Raw genomic sequence first — 21,665 nt, 5'->3', positions numbered from 1 at the left:
AGAGGATCCAGCTATGAGTAGCGGACGTATCGTTCAAATCATCGGCGCCGTTATCGACGTGGAATTTCCACGCGACAGCGTACCGAGCATCTACAACGCGCTGAAAGTAGTGAGCGCGGCTGAAACCACCCTCGAAGTTCAGCAACAGCTGGGCGACGGCGTGGTTCGTACCATTGCGATGGGTTCCACCGAAGGCTTGAAGCGCGGTCTGGAAGTCACCGACTCTGGCGCAGCCATCTCCGTACCAGTCGGTAAAGCGACCCTGGGCCGGATCATGGACGTCCTCGGTAACCCGATCGACGAAGCTGGCCCGATCGACACCGAAGAGCGCTGGGGCATTCACCGTCCTGCGCCAACCTTCGCTGAACAAGCGGGCGGCAACGACCTGCTGGAAACCGGCATCAAGGTTATCGACCTGGTTTGCCCGTTCGCCAAGGGTGGTAAAGTCGGTCTGTTCGGTGGTGCCGGTGTAGGCAAAACCGTAAACATGATGGAACTGATCCGTAACATCGCCATCGAGCACAGCGGTTATTCCGTGTTCGCCGGTGTGGGTGAGCGTACTCGTGAGGGTAACGACTTCTACCACGAGATGAAGGATTCCAACGTTCTGGACAAAGTGGCACTGGTTTACGGTCAGATGAACGAGCCGCCGGGTAACCGTCTGCGCGTAGCACTGACCGGCCTGACCATGGCCGAGAAGTTCCGTGACGAAGGTAACGACGTTCTGCTGTTCGTCGACAACATCTATCGTTACACCCTGGCCGGTACTGAAGTATCCGCACTGCTGGGCCGTATGCCTTCCGCAGTAGGTTACCAGCCGACCCTGGCCGAAGAGATGGGTACTCTGCAAGAGCGTATCACTTCGACCAAGAACGGTTCGATCACCTCGATCCAAGCGGTATACGTACCTGCGGATGACTTGACTGACCCGTCGCCAGCGACCACCTTCGCCCACTTGGACGCCACCGTCGTTCTGTCCCGTGACATCGCTTCCCTGGGTATCTACCCAGCGGTCGATCCACTCGACTCGACTTCGCGCCAGCTGGACCCGAACGTAATCGGCCAGGACCACTACGACACCGCTCGCGGCGTACAGTATGTTCTGCAACGTTACAAAGAACTGAAGGACATCATTGCGATCCTGGGTATGGACGAGCTGTCGGAAGCCGACAAGCAGTTGGTAAACCGTGCTCGTAAGATCCAGCGTTTCTTGTCGCAGCCGTTCTTCGTGGCTGAAGTCTTCACCGGTGCTTCGGGTAAATACGTTTCCCTGAAAGACACCATTGCTGGCTTCAAAGGCATCCTCAACGGTGACTACGACCACCTGCCAGAACAAGCGTTCTACATGGTCGGCGGCATCGAAGAAGCGATCGAGAAAGCCAAGAAACTGTAATCCCGGCGCCCGGCAACGGGCGCTAATTTAGGTTGAGGCAATCAGATGGCTATGACAGTCCATTGCGATATCGTCAGCGCGGAAGGGGAAATCTTTTCCGGCCTGGTCGAGATGGTGGTTGCGCACGGTGCACTGGGTGATCTTGGTATCGCCTTGGGTCACGCGCCGCTGATCACTAATCTCAAGCCGGGTCCGATCCGCCTGATCAAGCAGGGCGGGGAAGAGGAGGTGTATTACATCTCCGGTGGTTTCCTCGAGGTTCAGCCGAACATGGTCAAGGTTCTTGCCGACACCGTGCAACGTGCTGCCGACCTGGACGAAGCCTCCGCTCAGGAAGCCGTTAAGGCTGCCGAGAAGGCCTTGCATGAGCGGGGCGCGGAATTCGATTACGGTTCTGCTGCCGCACGTCTGGCCGAGGCCGCAGCTCAGCTGCGCACCGTCCAGCAGATCCGCAAGAAGTTTGGCCACTAATAGGCCATTGCTTGTTGCGCGATTGATTAAAAAGGGTAGCCTCGGCTACCCTTTTTTCTTTTCCGTTTTTCATAACCTGGTCGCAGCCGCTGACCACCCAGGATTGGTAGCCAGTCATGTCTCTTGAAATCGTTATTCTCGCTGCCGGCCAAGGCACTCGCATGCGTTCGGCGTTGCCGAAAGTTCTGCACCCGATCGCCGGCAACTCGATGCTTGGCCATGTTATCCACAGCGCCCGGCAACTTGATCCACAGCGCATCCACGTGGTGATTGGCCATGGCGCCGAAGCGGTGCGCGAGCGTCTGGCGGCGGATGATCTGAATTTCGTCCTGCAGGACCAACAGCTGGGTACCGGCCATGCGGTGGCTCAGGCCGTGCCGTTCATCGAGTCCGACACCGTACTGATCCTGTACGGTGACGTTCCGCTGATCGAAGTTGAAACCTTGCAACGTTTGCTCAAGAAAGTGGCCCCGCAGCAACTGGGCTTGCTCACCGTCGAGCTGGATGACCCGACCGGTTATGGCCGCATCGTCCGCGATGCCGCCGGCAAGGTCACGGCCATCGTTGAGCAGAAAGACGCCAACGAGTCCGAGCGCGCAATCACCGAAGGCAACACCGGCATTCTGGCCCTGCCTTTCGCACAGCTGGGTGGATGGATGAGCCGTCTCTCCAACAACAATGCCCAAGGCGAGTATTACCTGACGGACGTGATCGCAATGGCAGTCAGCGATGGTCTGGTGGTGGCCACTGAGCATCCCCATGACGCCATGGAAGTGCAGGGCGCCAACGACCGCAAGCAGCTCGCCGAACTCGAGCGTCATTATCAGTTGCGCGCCGGTCGCCGCTTGATGGCTCAAGGCGTAACCCTGCGCGACCCGGCCCGCTTCGATGTACGCGGTGAAGTCACCGTCGGCCGAGACGTGCTGATCGATATCAACGTGATCCTCGAAGGCAAGGTGATCATTGAAGATGATGTGATGATCGGCCCTAACTGTGTAATCAAGGACAGTACCCTGCGCAAAGGCGTGGTGATCAAAGCCAACAGCCATATCGAAGGTGCGATCCTGGGCGAAGGCAGCGATGCCGGTCCATTCGCACGTCTGCGTCCGGGTACGGTGCTTGAAGCTCGCGCGCATGTGGGTAACTTTGTCGAACTGAAAAACGCCCACCTGGGTGAAGGCGCCAAGGCCGGTCATTTGACCTACCTGGGCGATGCCGAGATCGGTGCGCGCACCAACATTGGCGCGGGCACCATCACGTGCAACTACGATGGCGCCAACAAGTGGAAAACCGTCTTGGGTGAAGACGTGTTCATCGGTTCCAACAACTCGTTGGTGGCGCCTGTGGATATCTCTTCCGGTGCGACGACGGCGGCCGGTTCAACCATCACCCAGAATGTGGATAACGCGCAGTTGGCTGTGGGTCGGGCACGTCAGAAAAATATCGATGGCTGGAAACGGCCGGTGAAGATCAAAAAGAGCTGAGTTATCCACAGCGCGTTGCGGCGGTTTTGAGATTGTCTTCGCGGGCAAGTTGGATCGTCGCCCGCTCGCTCCTGCAGGATCCATGTCGTTAACAAATTTTGTGAATGACTCCGGCCCATAGGAGCGAGCGGGTGGCGATCCGACTTGCCCGCGAAGCTTTTATCCACAGATAATTTTTCTAGCGCAGACTTGACGAAGTTTCGCCAATAGGTTTTGATTGCTTCCGTTATCTTTCGAATCGAAACTTACTCGCTCATGTCGAAACGCAACACACCCCAACGCCGCCACAACATTCTCGCCTTGCTCAATGAACAGGGCGAAGTCAGTGTGGACGAGCTGGCCAAGCGCTTCGAAACTTCGGAAGTTACGGTTCGCAAGGATTTGGCTGCGCTTGAAAGTAATGGTCTGCTGCTACGCCGTTACGGCGGGGCGATCACCATGCCTCAGGAGCTGGTGGCCGACATCGGTCAACCGGTTTCCAAATACAAGCAAGCCATCGCCCGCGCTGCTGTTACGCGGATTCGTGAGCATGCTCGGATCATCATCGACAGCGGCAGCACCACCGCCGCGATGATCCCGGAACTCGGCCAACAGCCGGGCCTGGTGGTGATGACCAACTCCTTGCACGTTGCCAATGCGTTGAGCGAACTCGAACACGAGCCGGTGCTGTTGATGACCGGTGGCACCTGGGACCCGCATTCCGAGTCCTTTCAAGGCCAGGTCGCCGAGCAGGTACTACGCTCTTACGACTTCGACCAGTTGTTCATCGGTGCCGATGGCATTGACCTGGTTCGCGGTACCACCACCTTCAATGAATTGCTGGGTCTGAGCCGGGTCATGGCTGACGTCGCCCGTGAAGTGATCGTGATGGTGGAGGCCGACAAGATCGGCCGCAAGATTCCTAATCTGGAGCTGCCCTGGAGCAGCGTCCATACCCTCATTACCGATGAACGCCTGCCACTAGCGGCACGCGATCAGATTCAGGCCCGCGGCATCAATTTGATTTGCGCGGCTGTCAGTCAGGAGAAATAGCATGTGTGGAATTGTTGGCGCAGTCGCAGAACGTAACATCACCGCCATCCTGCTCGAGGGCCTCAAGCGCCTGGAGTACCGTGGCTATGACAGCGCCGGTGTGGCGGTCTTCACCAACGACGAAAAGCTCGAGCGCATGCGTCGTCCGGGCAAGGTCAGCGAACTGGAAAACGCGTTGGAAGCCGAACCTCTGATCGGTCGCCTCGGCATCGCCCACACCCGCTGGGCCACTCACGGTGCGCCGTGCGAGCGCAACGCGCACCCGCATTTCTCCGGCGACCTGGCCGTGGTGCACAACGGCATCATCGAGAACCACGAAGCCCTGCGCGAACAGCTGAAAGCCTTGGGTTACGTGTTCACCTCGGACACCGACACCGAAGTCATCGCACACCTGCTGAACCACAAACTCAAGGACCTGCGCGATCTGACCGTGGCCCTTAAAGCCACCGTTAAAGAATTGCACGGTGCTTATGGTCTGGCCGTAATCAGCGCCGATCAACCGGATCGTCTGGTGGCAGCGCGTAGCGGCAGCCCGTTGGTGATCGGTCTGGGCCTGGGTGAAAACTTCCTCGCTTCCGACCAGTTGGCCCTGCGCCAGGTCACCGACCGTTTCATGTACCTGGAAGAAGGCGATATCGCCGAAATTCGCCGCGACAGCGTGCACATCTGGGACGTGAACGGCCAAACCGTAGAGCGCGAAAGCGTGCAGTACCGCGATGGCGCTGAAGCAGCCGACAAGGGCGAATTCCGCCACTTCATGCTCAAGGAAATCCACGAGCAACCGGCCGTGGTTCAACGCACCCTCGAAGGTCGTCTGAGCCCGAACGGTGTCTTGGTGCAGGCGTTCGGTCCACAGGCTGCCGAGCTGTTCGCCAAAGTGCGCAACGTACAGATCGTCGCCTGCGGCACGAGCTACCACGCCGGTATGGTTGCCCGGTACTGGCTCGAAGAGCTGGCCGGTATCCCGTGCCAGGTCGAAGTCGCCAGTGAATTCCGCTACCGCAAAGTCGTGGTGCAACCGGATACCCTGTTTGTCACCATTTCTCAGTCCGGCGAAACCGCCGATACCCTGGCTGCCCTGCGCAACGCCAAGGAACTGGGCTTCCTCGCCAGCCTGGCGATCTGCAACGTCGGCATCAGCTCGCTGGTGCGTGAATCCGACCTGACCCTGCTGACCCAGGCCGGTCGCGAAATCGGCGTGGCCTCCACCAAAGCCTTCACCACCCAATTGGTCGGCTTGCTGTTGCTGACCCTGTCCCTGGGTCAGGTTCGCGGCACCTTGGCCAAAGGCGTCGAAGCCACTCTGGTCGAAGAACTGCGTCGTCTGCCAACCCGTCTGGGCGAAGCCTTGGCCATGGACAGCACCGTAGAGAAAATCGCCGAGCTGTTCGCCGAGAAGAACCACACCCTGTTCCTCGGTCGTGGCGCGCAATTCCCGGTCGCAATGGAAGGGGCCCTGAAACTCAAGGAAATCTCCTACATCCACGCTGAAGCCTACCCGGCCGGCGAACTGAAGCACGGCCCGTTGGCGCTTGTGGATAACGACATGCCCGTGGTCACCGTGGCTCCGAACAACGAACTGCTGGAGAAGTTGAAATCCAACCTCCAGGAAGTCCGCGCCCGTGGCGGCCAGTTGATCGTCTTCGCAGACGAGAAGGCTGGCATGACCAACGGCGAAGGCACCCACGTTGTCCACATGCCGCACATCCACGACATCCTGTCGCCAATCCTCTACACCATCCCGCTGCAGTTGCTGTCGTACTACGTGGCCGTGTTGAAAGGCACGGACGTTGACCAGCCGCGGAATCTGGCGAAGTCGGTGACGGTGGAATAAGTTATCCACAGCTGACTGAACACTTGGTTTCTGACAATAAAGACTGACACAAAACAATAAAGACTGACACTATAAAACATAGATTGACACAAGGCCGAACCCCCCGTATTTACGGGGGTTTCCATTTCTGGGCTGAGCCACCGGTCTAGATTCTCCGCTTCGTTTCGCTCCGGGAGTAGGCTAAAAAGCGCTATGCCATCGGCAGATGGTGAACGATTTTTTCCTATAACTATTTTTCAGGGCGAGGAGAGGCGGTCACGGCGGACGGAGGAGGAAGCATTGCGCGGTCGTAGGTTTTCGTCAGAGACAGACATTCAACGGCACATTACGAATGGATTCGGTAGCGGAGCTGGTGCCAGTTATCTGCCGTGGCTGCGCGTCCAAGATGTGCCTTCCAGAGGACGCTCCCACAAGATTCAAGGAGTGAAGATCGATCGCCTCCATCACCTCTTTTCTGACCTAGAACGCGCCTATTTTTTGGTATGTGAATTTTCGGAAAATGTTGTGGATATACGCGAACAGTATCCATTGCTGCCGCGAGAAAGTGCTCAAGCAATCGCTAGCTCTATTGGAGTGAGATACCCCAAGTATCCGAAGACAGTACTTCCTTACGTTATGACCACGGATTTTTTATTAACAATCAAAAAGTCCGATGGCAGCTTTAAATCCGTAGCCCGCACAATCAAATACCGCAGCGACCTCGAAGGTAAACAAGCCAAGAGAACGCTGGAAAAACTTGAGGTCGAAAAGCGTTTCTGGACTGGTCAACACGTTGATTGGGCCATTGTTACTGAAGAAATGTTCAGTCCCGACTTGATCAAGAATTTAGGCTTGCTCAGAAAATTCGCTCAGCTGCCGCGCGCCTTGGCAGAGCCCTCATTACATTCAGATTTTCTGGAACATTTAGCTAGCTGCCGTCCGTACCCGTGGAGTACTGCTGAAAGTCTGAGAAAGATTTCCGCACGTTTGTTTATCTCCTATCAAGATTCTCGGGCTTTATATCATCACCTGATATGGGCCAAGTCGATCAAGGTAGATTTGGTTGGTACTCCCATTCAAATGACTGCACCACTACCAACCTTTGAAATCATCGAAAACACAGCAAAAATTTTACTGGCGGCGGAGGGCTTATCATGAAAGTCCAAGTCAATGATTATTTCGAACCGGTCACTGAATTTTCGGTCGTTCCGGGCATCGTTAGGGTCTTGTATCTCAATGAGCGATACGATGCGGTGGTTTTGATCCAATTAACGGACCCGCCACGCCAACCGATTGGTTTGGGCTTGGAAGAGCTTCGCGGTTCCGTCATAGCAGGCGATACGAAGCCAGCCAAGATTGTTACGCCTGAGTTTCTCTTAGTGCTAGAGGATGACCTGGATGAGAAAAAGAAGCGGGAAAGGGATGAAAAGTGGAACATCATCGCGCCCCTGATCGACTCAGATTACCCAGGTCAGATATTTGCTCCCGGTGAGATGGGGCGAATGGTGGGCGCTAGAGCTGTTGAGCTTGGCATGCAGCGCAAGAGTATCTATCGACTTCTGTACCGTTACTGGATCAATGGCCAGGTTCGAAATGCGCTCTTGAAAAACTACGCGGGCGTCGGAGTTCCTGAGCGCAAGTATGATCCCGCAAAACCGCCCGGCAGGAAACCACGATACCAAGGTATTGCCGTTGCGCCGACCAAGCTTATTGATGCCGTGGATAAGCGCTGTATCCGTGTCGGTTACTCGTTATTCGTTGGGGATAAGACTTCTACGATAACCAGCGCCTATGTCGAGATGCTTAGAAGGTTCTACACAGCGAAAGACCTTTCGAAAAATCCAGAATCGGGTGGTCGCCTCCTACCCGATTCGGAAATTCCTTCCTTCAGGCAGTTCGATTATTGGGGAAAGCAATATTTCGACGAAGTTGAAACTGAACGCGGGCGTAAGGGAATGCGGAATTGGCTAAAAGATTGCCGCCCCCTTTCTGGAACCGTGCGTGACTGGCTTCGTGGTCCCTGCCATCAGTTTGAGATCGATGCCACCATTGCTGACATTTATCTCGTGAACGGCTACTCCAGGCGGATGCTCATTGGACGGCCGGTGGTGTACGTCGTCATCGATAGCTTCTCCGGCATGATCGTCGGTCTTTACATCGGGTTGGAGGGGCCGAGCTGGAACGGCGCGAGGCAAGCGCTGTTCAACGCTTTCACTTCGAAGGTTCAGTTTTGCGCTACCAACGGGGTCACAATCGATCCCGAAGAATGGGCCTGTCACCACCTCCCACATCACATCTACGCTGATCGAGGCGAGATGTTGGGGAAAGCAGCTGAAGGTCTTGCCACTGGCCTGAATATCGAGCTGGGAATCGCTCCGCCTTACCGGCCGGACTGGAAGTCGATGGTGGAGAGTCGGTTCGGTATCCTGAACGATTTGACGGGCATCAGGTGGCTACCAGGTGGCGTAGCGGCTAGGGAGAAGGAGCGTGGCGAGCGAGATTACCGACTCGACGCGACGCTCAGCATGAAAGAGTTCACTAAGATCATCATCCAGTGTGTCCTTCACTATAACCGCTTCAACCGGCAGCCCGACAGGCTCACTCAAGAGATGATGAACGACGGTGTCGACCCGACGCCGGTAGGTATTTGGACTTGGGCGTTGGAAAATGGCCACGTCGAACCAAACAATCATCCCGACGAGCTGGTTTATCTACATTTGCTTCCGCGCGAGCAAGCAACGGTGCAAAAGGGTGGTGTGCTATTCCGAGGGATGCACTATGTCTGTGATGTAGCGATCGAGAACAACTGGTTTGCGAAAGCCCGTAGCCGCGGGGTTTGGTCTATAGAGTGTTGGTATGATCCAAATTCCGCGGCACATATTTGGATCCGGGGCGACAACAAACAGTTCATCCGTTGCGATTTGCGTTCGTCCGATCACAAGTATGCTGATTATCGATCCGATGAAATTTTCGACCTGCTCGAAGCTTACCGCCAGGCTCCACCGGCTCATAAACGCGCTGAGTTGGAGAGTCGGATTTCGCTTCTAGAGGAGGTTAATCAAATCGTCAGTGGTGCGATGGCTGAGCGAAAAGAAGAGCCAGTCCCTGCGACCAAGGCCGAGATGATTGGAAATATTCGTGAGAACCGCGCTGTTGAACGCCTCAAGGAGCGGGAGACCGCCCATGTGCCAGAGGGTGTGAGGATTGACCCGCCTGGGCAAAAGGCAGAGACCGCCCCAGAACGCTCGGAGAACTTTGCCGGCCCTCGCAGCGCTCAGGTCATCGATATGCTCAAACGACTCCGCCCAGGACAAAACTAATGAAAGGCGCCCAAGTTTTCGCAAGCTACACCAAGCAGGCGATAGCGGACTACGCGGGAAATCCGCTCATCGAAGCGCTGCCACCTATCTTCTCAGAAGAGGTAGCAATCCAACTGATCTCGAATTTTCCCCGTCCTGTTGATCCAGAAGAGCTCGCCCTTGACCGTTCGACTCGGATCCACTGTATCGACCGGTTGAGGACGGTGGTTCAGTCTCTGATTGTCCACATGGATCTTGAGTCCGTATTTTCATTGCTGGTCCGACGTGGGTACGTCGGACGCAACCCGACTTCTCCAGACACTGTCAGACATCTACACTCGCTGTCGGGCGCACAGCGCTACCACGATGGATTCAAGTCCACTGCCGAAACGTTCAGTCTGGTTGGCCTTAGTGGCATTGGGAAGTCCACCGCCCTCGAAGCCATTTTGAGTCTCTACCCTCAAACGATCCGACACGAGCGTTATGAAGGAAAGCAGTTCGTTCATACCCAGATCACCTGGCTCAAGCTTGACTGCCCCCGAGATGGGTCGCTGGCAGGCTTCTGTCAGCAATTCTTCTATGCGGTCGGGCGAGCGTTAGGTGATGAGGATTACTACAAGCGGTATCGGGCCCGGAACATCAATGACTCGTTGCAACAAATGGAGCAGGTTGCGAGTACATTTTTCATCGGAGCTCTGCTGGTCGACGAACTTCAGAATCTGCACCTGGCGAAAACTGGGGGCAAGGACAACATGCTGAATTTCTTCCTCCATCTAGTGAACAACATCGGCATTCCCGTGGTGTTCATCGGGACAAATTCGATGATCAGCCTATTTTCGGACGTCATGCGCAACGCAAGGCGTTGCTGCGGCGTCGGGGTACTCGAATTTAAACGCTTTGAGAGGGACGATGACGAGTGGCGAATGCTCGTTGAAAACCTCTGGAGCTATCAGTGGTACCAGCAGCCGGCCGAACTGACCGAAGAAGTGTTTGATGCGCTGTATGAGCATACACAAGGCGTCACCGACTTTTTGGTGAAGCTTTTAGTGCTCAGTCAGAGGTATGCGATCCAGAGTGGTTCGGAATGCGTTACCGCCGAGACAATCGCGCTGGTGAGCAACACCAAGATGCAGATATTGAAGCCAGCTTTGTCCGCCCTGCGAAGCCGAGATCCGAAACGGATGCGGCAGTTCGACGATTTGCTTCCGATTGAAGACCAACTAAGCGATATGATGGCGTTCGATGGGTTGGCTCGGCCGGAACGACTGGCGTTGCTGCGCAGTGTCATCAGTCGCAGCGACAATAGTGCGCCAAAACCTAATGTGGCGCCCGTTAACCCAGTCAAATCGCAGTCGCCTGCGGCGGTAGCGGTTGAGACGTCAGAGGCACAGGCGCTAAGTGAAAGTGAAGACTCCATTGAGGCGTTGAAGAGCGCCGGTTGGATAAACAGCGATCTATTTGAGTTCTCTCTGTTGTATCGAAAGGGGTGAATAAAAGGTGCCGAAATGGGGCTCAAATTCCATTTCTTTCCGGCCGTGTTTCACGATGAGACGCTTCATAGCGTACTTTCAAGATACGCCCGCCTCTGTGGCATACGTAGCTGCAGAGCCGTTTTCGATGGAGCTCAGTCCGCTAACTTCTTCTCGCAGAACGTGGCTTTTCCGTGTCGACTAGCTGAGCTTGCCGAGGCGCTTCCGTGTGGCACAGGCCTATCGCTAGCTGAGGTTATAAAGCGCCATACGCTGCTGCCCTACTACGAACCTTTTTTGACCCAGCTACAGGTGGACGACGCCAATACCTTGATGGCGGGAAACGGCGAGGGGGTGATGCTAAGGTTGGGGTTAATTGCGAGTCGACTCGAATTCGCTTCGAGAGTGCGATTTTGCTTCGACTGTATCGACCAGGACATAGCCTGTGTGGGAGCAGCGTACTGGCACCGTGTGCATCAGCTTCCAGGCGTATTGATCTGTCCCCACCATGGAACCCAGTTGAAGTTCCTTGATTACCGCTGGTTTAGCCGAAATTCTCGAAGAATGCACTTACCGGACGATGAGGACGTTCAGTCTCACTCCATTTCGTTAGACATCCCTCAAAATCTACAAAGTGCTCTGCACGAAATAGCGCAGCGTTCGATGCAGGTGCTTGAGATCGATGTTCCTCCTTTATGTCCTGATGCTATTCGCTCGGTGTTTTTGGATGGTGCTATCGCCTTGGAAATGGCTTCCGACACTGGTCGGCTGCACTTAGGTAGATTGGCGCGGCACATGTCTGCGTTCTTTGAGGCTCTCCCCTCCTCAGGGGAGTACTCGATACTGAGCAAATCGTCTGCGGATATACCGGCGGCCTGGGTTGTGAAGCTTTTGCGTAAGCCGAGGGGCACCCATCATCCGCTGAAATTCATCCTGCTGGCCTGCGCGCTGAAGGTCGACATGGAAAGGATACTTCGGCAGAACGGGCCTATTACCGAGTCGCTGAATCGAACAGCCAATACCGAAACACCTGGTGGACGAGCTGCCAACAGATCTCCAACCAGTCGCTCAAGCACCATTGAGTATATGAGTGAGGCATCTGAAACGATCTGGAGGCTGGCGCTCTCGGGGGCTGACGCGAAGACCATAGCGTCAGTAACAAGGAACTCGGTTACATGCGTCTACCGAATGATACGCGCGATTTCGGATGGACCTGACCGATGGAAAGAGGCGAGGCTTTCGAAACAGCTGGGTGATAGGAGGACTCGATTTGAGGGGGATTACAGAGCTCGCCTAGCTCATGAGTGTCGAGATTATGTGTGGCTTCATCGAAACGATCGGCAATGGCTGTCTGAGCGCACACAAGAGCCAGGTAAAGCCCACAGACCGCGCAGACAGCAGACAGAAAGATTCAAAGACCTCGACCTTAACCTTGCCAATGAAGTGGTTCAATGCGCTGAAATGTTACGAACGCTTCCAGGTAAACCTGTCCGTATCTCACGGACAAAAATAGGCAGAGAGCTTCATGTGTTATCTAGGTTTGAAAAGCAGCTAAACAAGCTGCCGCACTGTGCGGCGGCACTGGCGGCCGAATGCGAAACCCTTGATGCATTCCATAGGAGGCGTTTGAGCTGGGCCGAGCGTAAGCTAAATCTAGACGGCAAAACAATTACTCAATCATCGATATATCGAACAGCGTGTATCAGAAAACCGCGTACAGGGGGACTGAATTCTGATTCTAGTATGGATATTGCTCTGTAACGCCGTCGCCAGAAGCCCCGTCAATGAGCAACGCTTAGATTCGCTGTGTGAGTTTTTGGCGAAGCAATACATAAAGGGTATTTATATTTGTTCGGTATTATATTATGACACCGAATAAAAAACGGCGAATTTTTTAAAGTAGTAGTTGGTGGCTGTTCGCTACTGTGTTGCGCTCATAAAAATCCTTGCCTGGGTACAGGGTGATATGTGATAAAAGTACTTCCTTCACGGGATTCGCCTCCTACCAGAACTCACGCTAAAAAATCGACTACTCATGTCCAGCATTCTTTTTTTTCCAATATCGATGCCAGATGAGACACTGTTATCTCGTATTACGAGGTACCATTTTTTGTCTGGAAACAAAACAGAGGCAGAAACGTTTCGTGACCTTTTTGGCGTTGCCCCATTTCAACTTTCGATTATACCAAAGCAATTAGGGAGCCTTGCGTCTCGATTACCTGGAGTTAAAGAAAGTAACTTTAATGAATTGCTTGAAATTAATACTTATTTTCCTGCATACAAACCTTTTATAGGGTTGTCAAAAGATCCATCTAAAGTACTGGACAGAGTTTTGTCAGATGTTGCCCGAGTGCCTAGGTGGGAGGGTACAAAAAATAGCAGAGCCAAGATTTGCTTAGCCTGTGTGCAGGCTGACCTCATAGAGTCAGGTTACGCATATTGGCACCGAGCTCATCATGTACCGGGCGTTACAGCCTGCTGGCGGCATGGCGAGGAACTTCTTCAATCTTGTCAGGATTGTTCTCACCCTTTCTTTCGTAGAAACAAGTTATTGCCTAACTTAACCGATGATTGTGTTTGTGGGTGGAGCGCTATTAAACCTGCGAACCGTTTACTAGCCTCATCTGAAGAACAAGAATATGCAGTTTTTGTAAATGATATTTTGCAACGCAATCTGCCATCGGTGGATTATAAGGTTTTAGCTGCCTGTTATCGGCGTCAAGCAAAGAAGCGTGGGTTTGTTCATGGAAATCTGATTGGTACTGCTAAATTGTTTAGCAGTATTCGTGAAAAGTTCGGCGATGAAATTATTTCGAAAATTGACCTGGCATACGCAGCTGGCATCCGACGTCAATGGATTAGACTATCGACAACAAGAGGTCAAATCGATATGCCGTTGGCACGGCATCTTCTAATATCTCTCCATCTTTTTGGTAGTGCAGAAAAATTTGAGAAATGCTTGGCAGAGGAGTCTCTACTTACTAGCTTGGTAAACCCGACGGCCCGTCTTAAAGAGAAAGCTTTGCCAGAAAGTAAAAAAAAGGCTTATCGAGAAAAAATCTCAATACTACTTGAAGTTAAGCCAGGTATTGGGATGGACTATCTTTGGGTTAATGCTTATCAAGTAACACGTTGGCTCAACGAAAACGATAAGGACTGGTTATTGAGTGAAATCAAAAGGGACGTAAAGCAGAAGAATATTGTCGACTCGGTGGTAAGTGATGAGGACGAAAAATACGCAACCATTCTTAAAGAAGGCGTTGAGAATTTGTACCGCATCACCCAAATACAGGTTCGAGTAAATATAAGTAACATGCTTGCACTTTTGCCGCGAAAAGTAAGTAGGGATCGTGCGACTCGTAAGTCGTTTCCGTTGGTGTCAGAACAACTTGAGCTTCATCTAGAATCTCTTTGGCATTTCCGGTTACGGAGATTTATATGGACGATGTCGGAGATCGCGAGGCTTAAGTTACCCCCAAACAGCTCCAGCTTCAAATTATTGACTACGGTGCCTCATGTGGCGTGTCTGGCGTTGATAAATCACTTCGAGTGGGATTTAGAATACATGGTTAAGGAAGGTATTGATGCTGAAATGATGCTTAGAAATACCGGCGTCTCGCGGCAATGGGAAGGTCCACCGGGTTATGATATTCCTATGGGTGGCAATGCATACATGGAGATGATTGCGTCCAATTCAAAGCCCTAGTAGATATTTTATGGAATGGCATAGCAATGCTCTGGTTCCGATGAACTCTGAGGCGTATTGCTGGGCGGTGGATGTCACTAATTATACTGACCCAGCGGCATAGCGACGAGGCATTGGAGGTGCACCGCTATCAGCGGCTTCAGCAGACAAAGGATCGATGTCGCGTACGCCAATATCGCTCCGCTCAATGCCGCAGACATCGGATTTCATGACGCCTCGTCTTCACTCCCATTAGCAGTTGGATTCAAGCATGGGCAATGGCATGGCGTCGGTAACTGGCGCAAGCCATTCCAGATGGCGACACCACCGATCGAAATAGTGGTGTTCAGTGAGGCGAGGTATACGTAGAGCTATAGGTCTTGAGAGCGTGAGCCCACAATCAGTGATATCTCGGCGTAAATCAGACCATAGCGAAAGGGCTAACCGTCAGCTTTTGAGCAGATGAGCCAAGTTTTGCGTGCTGTTCATCAGAGTTAAGACCGAGCGATTTACGTGCAGCTATGCTGACTGGTGTGATTGATCATTCGACTCGATTTTTGAAGTGGGTCGGAGGGACGAATGAATCTAGCGGGCCTAGTAGAACTGCTTTCCGGTGGTGAAAAAATACCTGGATGTGAGCTTGCTCATTCAGACGCCGTGGCTCTGGTCGGATTTTACTTCCCTGGACGCCCCTATTGCCTAGTCGCTGACTGGACAGTGGTTGATTTAGCTGTCTCCCCCCGTCAGTTAAAGGTCGTTGTTAGAAGAGGAGTCACTCCTACTTTGGTCAACGCTTTATTTGTTCTCCACGATAGCAAAGGACGTTTCCCACGCGGTCATTGGGTAAGAACCTCATTGGGTGTTTCCTTCACCCACGATTGCCTGTTCGAGACAAAAAACACCGTTTATGTGTTGATGGGACCCGGCCGAAGGATACGAACAGACCTGGACGTCGCGCAGAGCCTGTACTGAGAGTCACGGGTGCGTAATGTGGCATCCATCGACGTTCAATGTTTTGGGCTTCGTCCGACTCAACCCTCCCGGTATTTTCTCGGTGCTTACCAAGACATGGCGTTGGCCACGTATCAGCAATCGTTTCCTAGAGCCAGGCCCATGGGGACCTTGTTTACTTCAGGGGAGCCGAGCAGCGTGCTTGCTTCAAGTCAAATGAATGGCTCGCACCCACAGAGCCCTTGGCGATGGTGGTGGGCTTTCTAAGGTTAAGTGCAAATTCTAGCGGAGTGACGGCACATGACCATGCCCTGCGAGCGTACCCGGAGTACTGTCCAGACAGGCGAGTTCTTGCGTGAGCTGTCTCGAGATCAGACCCTCCCAGAATCTGTTCATCAGCAGGCAAAACGCCTCCTGCGGCATTACCCACAACCATGGGTGATCTTTGGGATAGGTTCTTTCGAAGAGTTGCTTCAAACGAAGGATCCGAGCGATCCAGCGCGAGAGTTCGCGATAGTGGTCCACACTCCCCAGTTGAGCTCCAGCACTGACGGATAAGGCTGGAAAAACTTTCTCAGACTGAGTCTATGATAGAGACCATGGTCTGTGACAATCCGAGATGATGCTGTCCGCGCTTCAACGCTCCGACCCTCGTGCTGATGAACGGCATATACTATTATGCTGTATGCATATACAGTTAGTGGGTTTTTGCGGCCTTACTCATCACCTAAGTGTTGAAGCCCTTAGGTGGTGTCAGGTGTCGAGATAAGCCCTGAAGTTTGTTGGGTAAGGTGTTATTTTCAGTGATTCCATATTGATACTATCGGAACGGAATTCGACCTATGATCACACTGAAAACAGCCATCATTCACAGCTTTAAGAAGCTGGCCAAGACCAGCTTTATCTCCGAGGTGGTCAAGAAGGATGTGGCGCTCGATACTGAAAATCCTGCGTTGCATTTTCTGGTCAATGGTATCCACGGCCTCATCGGCAAAGAAGGCAACAGCGTGGTCTATGGCCAGTTTGCCAATGATGACCGTCAGGGGCCGTTTCCAGAGCGCTTCACCGCGTTCGTAGAAGTACAAGATGATAAAGCGCAATTTATCGACTTGACCCACTTGGCAATGGACCAACTGGTGGAGCAAGCCGGTAATCAAGTCTTGTCGACTGGTGGACACATCCTTTGCGCCCAGTACACCTCGGGCGCAACCGACTTTTTCCTGGTCGCCAGCATGAAGGAGCGCGGTGGTATTCAGCTGGACGAAAACTACGTGCCGAAGGAAATTCAAGAGGTCGATCTCAACAAGGTTCAGCAGGCCGCCAGGATCAACTTGGCTAGCTTCGTGGCCATAAAGGCTATGGCTGCTGCGGCCGCTGCTGCGCCTGAGCAGGATGAGGATGACGCGGAGGATGAAGTGGATTCAACCTACCTGTGCTTCATCAGCCGCGGCCGTGATAGTCAGGCATCTGACTATTTCATTTCTGCACTGGGTTGTGCGAAAGGAGTGGCCTCCGGACGCGCTACCAAAAATGCCATTGATAACGTTGCCCGGTTTTTTCGCGACAACAAAGCGTTAAAAAGCTTTGGTTATAAGGCCAAAGAGGCGGTGATCAAATATCTGGAGGAGCAGTTGGCCGCAGGCAAGTCCGCGCGCCTGGACGCCATCTGCCACGTCGCTGTCGCACACGTACCTGCTGACTTAGTGGATGAAATCGTTGGGCTGAAAGACTATTTGAATAGTGAGAAACATAAGGTGCCGGACGACTTTACGGTCAATGCAAAATCGCTGAAAGAGAAGACCCGTATCAAGGGGGACGCTGCTAACTGGTCGTTGCAATTCGAGCGTGGAGCGTTAGGTAAGGATCCGGCCGCAGACGTTTACTATGATGAGGGACGGAAGAAGTTGACCCTGTCCAATCTGACTGCCGAACTGGTTGGTGTGATCGAGAAAGAATTGCTGGCTAGGGCTGGCTAAGAATGTTTTCCAATGTGGTAGCTCTCTACCGTGCCCTCGGAGCGCCCACCATTGAGGATGGGGTCATCCGCTATGAGGGGAGGCCAACGCCAGACATTATTGGTGCGTTGCGAATGTGTGATGACCTGCCCGCAGCCTATGGCAAGTTCGAGCATTGCTCCGAAGAAGCTGACTCACTCGATATTGAGTTTCGCTTGCCATCGAACGAGTCGGGCCGGTTCTACGCGAACTTAGGCGAGTTTGTCGCTCGCAATGGCTCATTGGGCAAGGGCCAATTTCCGAGCAACGTGTACATTGTTGAGCTCAGTTGGGCGGATAGTGATGACACCGAACCTTCGGCGATTAAGGCGCTCAGGCGCGTCTGCCGGCTGATCGAGCTGCTTGCACTGCTAGCGATCGGCGTCGACAAAGACAGCAGTCCAGATGGTTATAACCTGTTTTTTGCCTTGCCTCCTGATGGGGCTAAGCCTCCGAGAACTTTTCTGTTACCTACCCAGGTTGACGTCAAGGTTCTTGACTATGAGCTCAACCACCTGAGCTTGTTGGAAGAAATACTCAATCGAAAAAACGAAAACAAGGCGCACCTCTCCGAACGAAAATTGATGATTCGGATGGCGGTGGCGAGCGTCATCGAGAAGTTTGAGAGCGAGCAGAATCTGTTCTTGGTGATCGTGCGGGAGTGGCGGGAGGTCCTCGCCACGTACCGTGCGAATCTGCAAACCTACGTCTATAGCTTCTCGTTTGAGCGGGCCCGGCGCGAGGTGGCCCAGGCTGAAATCGACTATGGCACTAAGCTTAGCGGGGTACTGGGCGACATCGCGGGCAAGATGCTTGCCCTGCCGATATCGTTAGCAGGTCTGGTCGTGCTGGAGAAAACAACCTCAAAATTCGAAGGTTTTATTCTTGTCCTTGGCCTGGCAGTGGTCTCTGTGGTTCTGCTTGCGATCCTGCACAATCAAATGCTGCAAACAGAGCGCCTGCTACACAGTTTCAATGTCATCTTCGATGATTTTAAGGACAAGATAAAAACCTATCCCCCAAAACTTCAGGGCTTGCTCAGGATTACCATCGACCAGGTCGACAAGCAGGGCCGAACGCTAACCAAGACCTTTCGCTTGCTGAAGGGGCTGTCCTTGCTGCCAATCGTCGGGGCCTTGCTGCTGGCCGCGATTAAATACTGGGATGGTTTCATATGGCTATTGATGACCATCCTGTCGATCGTGTTTTCCGCGCTCAACGGAGCTCCGAGCTTTCTCAGCCCGTAATGGCATTTGTAACACGTTCGCTGCCTCATCTAGCTGTGCGCAAACGAATCATGCTACTGGAGTGTGCCAAGCAGCTCTCCGTGATATGGGGGATATGCATTTTCCAATAAAAGGCTCGTAGATACTTCATGTAGAACTCGAGCTAGTTTCTGATGCTCTTATAACGCATTCACGTACCCGCCAAAAAATGAAATTTCTAAGAGTCGAACTCACGAGTACAGGGACACCTTACACATATGTAATATTCGCGGCAGCTTTCTGAAAGGCATCATTGGTTATCCTCTAGTCAGAAGTAAGTGAGCTCTAGGAGAAAATCATGAAAGCATTAAAAGCACTTTTCGCCGTTTCTATTTTAACCTTGTCTTCATTAGCCATGGCTGAGGGCGGCGGTGACCGCGTTTACGGTCGGATGATGCAAGAAAACCAACAGGCGATGGAGCAATATGCCTTAAAAAATGGTAAGGCCATCCCTGAAGTTGTTCATTATGAATATGGTATGAACCTCGATATTCAGAAGGTGGTCAGTGTCACACAGGCCAACAAAACCTGTAGTGTTGCGCCTTCGCGCATGACCTATGAAGACTCGGCGGGCAAGCTTAATACCGTGGAGTACAAGATTATGGGTACCAACTGCCCACATGGAAGCTAGCCCCTTAGGGTCATGTCTACGTCAGATCATTCAATTACGCTTTTTAAGCATGCTTACTGGTCGCTGACATAGAAGTAATTTTCAGGTCACGCTGGAGTTATCTTTTGTATGAAATTATGTCTGCCTGCACGTAGAGGGAATCCCTATGTGCCGGTGGCTTTTTATAATGATAAAAATATTTCATAAAGAAACTCTGCCAAGCTAAAGCCTGGAGTGTTAAATGAACAATAAAAGCTTTTATGGTCTTTCTCTCATTGCCCTTGGCATGAGCATGGGGCAAGTTGCAGTGGCTGTTGAGCAAAAACCTGAGGGGTTCATTGAAGGGAGCACCTTTAGTCTTCTCAATCGTAATCTCTATTTCAATCGTGACTATCGAAAGGGCCAGTCAAGTCCTACAGGCAATGGCTACGCTGAAGAATGGGCTCATGGGATTATTGGACGTTTTGATTCGGGCTTTACCCAAGGCACCGTCGGGTTCGGCATTGATGCATTTGCAATGGTAGGACTCAAGCTTGATTCGGGTGATGGGCGCTCGGGGGCTCGAAGCTCAGTGGATGTCATGCCCTACAACAGCAAAGGCCAACCTGAAGACTCTTACTCAAAAGTAGGCGGAGCCGCGAAGGCTCGCTTTATGGATACGGTGGTCAAAGTAGGAGACGTATTTCCATCCACACCTGTCGTGGCGTATGGCGATTCTCGACTGCTGCCAGAGAGCTTTAGGGGGGCAACGTTCACCAATACCAGCATTAAAGACCTGACCATTCAGGGGGGCCGGCTGCATGCGATGAGCCAACCCAATTCGAGCAGCATGCGTGACGGCTTTTCGACTTTCTATGCCGGTGCTGTTGATGCTCCGTGGATTGCTTACCTAGGGGGGGATTACACCGTCAATGAGTTCGTTGGTGTGAGTCTTTACGCCAGCCAATTCAAGGACGTTTGGAATCAGTATTACGCTGGCACCTCCCTTAATTACCCGCTCTCAGACAACGTCGCGTTGATCGGTGGATTAAATTACTACCGTGCCGTCGACGAGGGTAAAAAACTCCTTGATAGCTTTGATAACAACATTTGGAGCGGCAAAACTGGGGTCAAATTCGGCGCTCATACGGTGACTGTTGGCTATCAGCGTAGCAACGGTAATGACGACTTCGATTACCTGCGCCAATCGGACTCAATTTTTCTGGATAACTCCATCCAATACAGCGACTTCAACTCTCCGAAAGAGCAATCCTTGCAGCTTCGCTACGACCTGGATATGCAAGCGTTCGGCATCCCAGGCCTAAGCTTCATGACCCGCTACGCGAAGGGGTGGGACGCTGATTATTCCAACGCGAACAGCGTGTATATGCGTCGCGGAGCAGATGGAGCGCCATTGCAAGACCAAAAGCGGTGGGAGCGAGACATTGAGGCTAAGTACATCATCCAGTCAGGCTCTCTGAAGGACATGTCACTGCGTGTTCGCCAAGCAACCACGCGTGCTACCGATTTCGAATCTGATTTGGACGAGGTCCGACTGATTGTCGAGTACCCACTGCAACTACTTTAACGAGCACTAACCTGCGGCACCAATTGTTCGACTACCAGGTACACCCCGTCTCCTTGTTTCTCCTTTGGTTTGGGAGGCGGCTTAGGCGCCCTAGTGGCGCCTTTTTTTATGTGCGCCCAGCATGGGCGCAATCTTGTGGGTGAAAGTCCCGCCGTAAGCTGACCACAGCGAACGAAGTGAAGCGCAACTGCATGAGGGCGACCGAGTGTGGGGAGGAAGCGTGAATCGAAACCGCGAGCCGATGTACAAGAACCGGATACAAGGCGAAGCCGACCAGGGCGAGCGGGCATAAAACCGCGAAGCTCTTGTGGTCAAGGGTCAGGCAGCGTAAATCCGGCGGTTGTGCGGTGAAGGATTGCGTTCTTACCTGGGGAGATCTCGCCTTGTGCCTGAAAGGGCGACGGCGCGAGTCGGAGCGAGAAGTCAGCAGAGGCCGTAGTAGTCTTTTTTTTTTGACGAAGGGCCGAACGAGAGAAAGCGTCATAGGCCATGTTGATGCGAAAGACCGGAAGTCAGATGCCTGCCAAACGCGGGGCGGACGGAGATAACGAGCGGTGAAACCGTGAGAAATCCTGTCAGCGACGAGGTCAATCGCCCGCAAAATGAACCCGATAACGCAGGACAAGGGCTGC

Annotated in this window: 16 protein-coding genes and 1 pseudogene; all 17 read left to right on the top strand. The window is 53.0% G+C overall.

Features of this window, described 5'->3' with window-relative positions:
• Positions 1–13: 13 nt before the first annotated feature.
• The 17 genes and pseudogenes from atpD (at position 14) to AC1ROI_RS32660 (ending at position 21,033) form a co-directional block, all read left to right on the top strand.
• A complete protein-coding gene (gene atpD, locus AC1ROI_RS32740) occupies positions 14–1,393 on the top strand; it encodes a F0F1 ATP synthase subunit beta (protein WP_008155715.1) in 1,380 nt (459 codons plus the stop codon).
• A 45-nt stretch (positions 1,394–1,438) separates the two neighbouring features.
• Positions 1,439–1,864, top strand: a complete 426-nt coding sequence (locus tag AC1ROI_RS32735; protein ID WP_010465460.1) for a F0F1 ATP synthase subunit epsilon — start codon at positions 1,439–1,441, stop codon at positions 1,862–1,864.
• A 116-nt stretch (positions 1,865–1,980) separates the two neighbouring features.
• Positions 1,981–3,348: a bifunctional UDP-N-acetylglucosamine diphosphorylase/glucosamine-1-phosphate N-acetyltransferase GlmU gene (glmU, locus tag AC1ROI_RS32730; protein ID WP_102594525.1), complete on the top strand. Its 1,368-nt coding sequence runs from the start codon at positions 1,981–1,983 to the stop codon at positions 3,346–3,348.
• Between the two features lie 255 nt (positions 3,349–3,603).
• The gene (locus AC1ROI_RS32725) at positions 3,604–4,380 is read left to right on the top strand and encodes a DeoR/GlpR family DNA-binding transcription regulator (RefSeq protein WP_010465456.1); all 777 of its coding nucleotides are present in this window, start codon (positions 3,604–3,606) and stop codon (positions 4,378–4,380) included.
• A gap of 1 nt (position 4,381) precedes the next feature.
• On the top strand, positions 4,382–6,214 hold the full coding sequence (glmS, locus tag AC1ROI_RS32720; RefSeq protein ID WP_010465454.1) for a glutamine--fructose-6-phosphate transaminase (isomerizing): 1,833 nt from the start codon (positions 4,382–4,384) through the stop codon (positions 6,212–6,214).
• 279 nt (positions 6,215–6,493) lie between these two features.
• Positions 6,494–7,351, top strand: a complete 858-nt coding sequence (locus tag AC1ROI_RS32715) for a TnsA endonuclease N-terminal domain-containing protein (protein WP_102594539.1) — start codon at positions 6,494–6,496, stop codon at positions 7,349–7,351.
• Entirely contained in the window at positions 7,348–9,513 is a 2,166-nt protein-coding gene (locus tag AC1ROI_RS32710) for a TnsB C-terminal domain-containing protein (RefSeq protein ID WP_102594526.1), read from the top strand. Before AC1ROI_RS32715 ends, AC1ROI_RS32710 begins: the two co-directional genes overlap by 4 nt.
• Complete coding sequence (locus tag AC1ROI_RS32705; RefSeq protein ID WP_102594527.1) at positions 9,513–10,982, top strand: ATP-binding protein; 1,470 nt, start codon at positions 9,513–9,515, stop codon at positions 10,980–10,982. Before AC1ROI_RS32710 ends, AC1ROI_RS32705 begins: the two co-directional genes overlap by 1 nt.
• 15 nt (positions 10,983–10,997) lie before the next feature.
• Positions 10,998–11,471: pseudogene (locus AC1ROI_RS32700) on the top strand (TniQ family protein); the annotation flags it as partial.
• Between the two features lie 9 nt (positions 11,472–11,480).
• Positions 11,481–12,722, top strand: coding sequence for a TnsD family Tn7-like transposition protein (locus tag AC1ROI_RS32695; protein ID WP_306461194.1), 1,242 nt, complete (start codon positions 11,481–11,483; stop codon positions 12,720–12,722).
• Positions 12,723–12,996: 274 nt separating this feature from the next.
• Positions 12,997–14,667: a TnsD family Tn7-like transposition protein gene (locus tag AC1ROI_RS32690; RefSeq protein ID WP_102594529.1), complete on the top strand. Its 1,671-nt coding sequence runs from the start codon at positions 12,997–12,999 to the stop codon at positions 14,665–14,667.
• A gap of 558 nt (positions 14,668–15,225) precedes the next feature.
• A complete protein-coding gene (locus tag AC1ROI_RS32685; RefSeq protein WP_371857866.1) occupies positions 15,226–15,618 on the top strand; it encodes a DUF6957 family protein in 393 nt (130 codons plus the stop codon).
• A gap of 279 nt (positions 15,619–15,897) precedes the next feature.
• A complete protein-coding gene (locus AC1ROI_RS32680) occupies positions 15,898–16,155 on the top strand; it encodes a BPSL0761 family protein (RefSeq protein WP_102594530.1) in 258 nt (85 codons plus the stop codon).
• A 284-nt stretch (positions 16,156–16,439) separates the two neighbouring features.
• Positions 16,440–17,573, top strand: coding sequence for a nucleoid-associated protein (locus AC1ROI_RS32675; protein WP_047535429.1), 1,134 nt, complete (start codon positions 16,440–16,442; stop codon positions 17,571–17,573).
• 2 nt (positions 17,574–17,575) lie between these two features.
• Complete coding sequence (locus AC1ROI_RS32670) at positions 17,576–18,838, top strand: hypothetical protein (protein WP_102594531.1); 1,263 nt, start codon at positions 17,576–17,578, stop codon at positions 18,836–18,838.
• A 316-nt stretch (positions 18,839–19,154) separates the two neighbouring features.
• Positions 19,155–19,487, top strand: coding sequence for a DUF2790 domain-containing protein (locus AC1ROI_RS32665; protein WP_102594532.1), 333 nt, complete (start codon positions 19,155–19,157; stop codon positions 19,485–19,487).
• 220 nt (positions 19,488–19,707) lie between these two features.
• Positions 19,708–21,033, top strand: a complete 1,326-nt coding sequence (locus tag AC1ROI_RS32660; RefSeq protein ID WP_102594533.1) for an OprD family porin — start codon at positions 19,708–19,710, stop codon at positions 21,031–21,033.
• Positions 21,034–21,665: the final 632 nt, after the last annotated feature.

It is taken from the genome of Pseudomonas sp. GW823-FHT02C02 (genome assembly GCF_058797635.1).
Note: the sequence above shows the minus strand (reverse complement) of the source record. Positions and strands in the feature narration are given on the sequence as shown.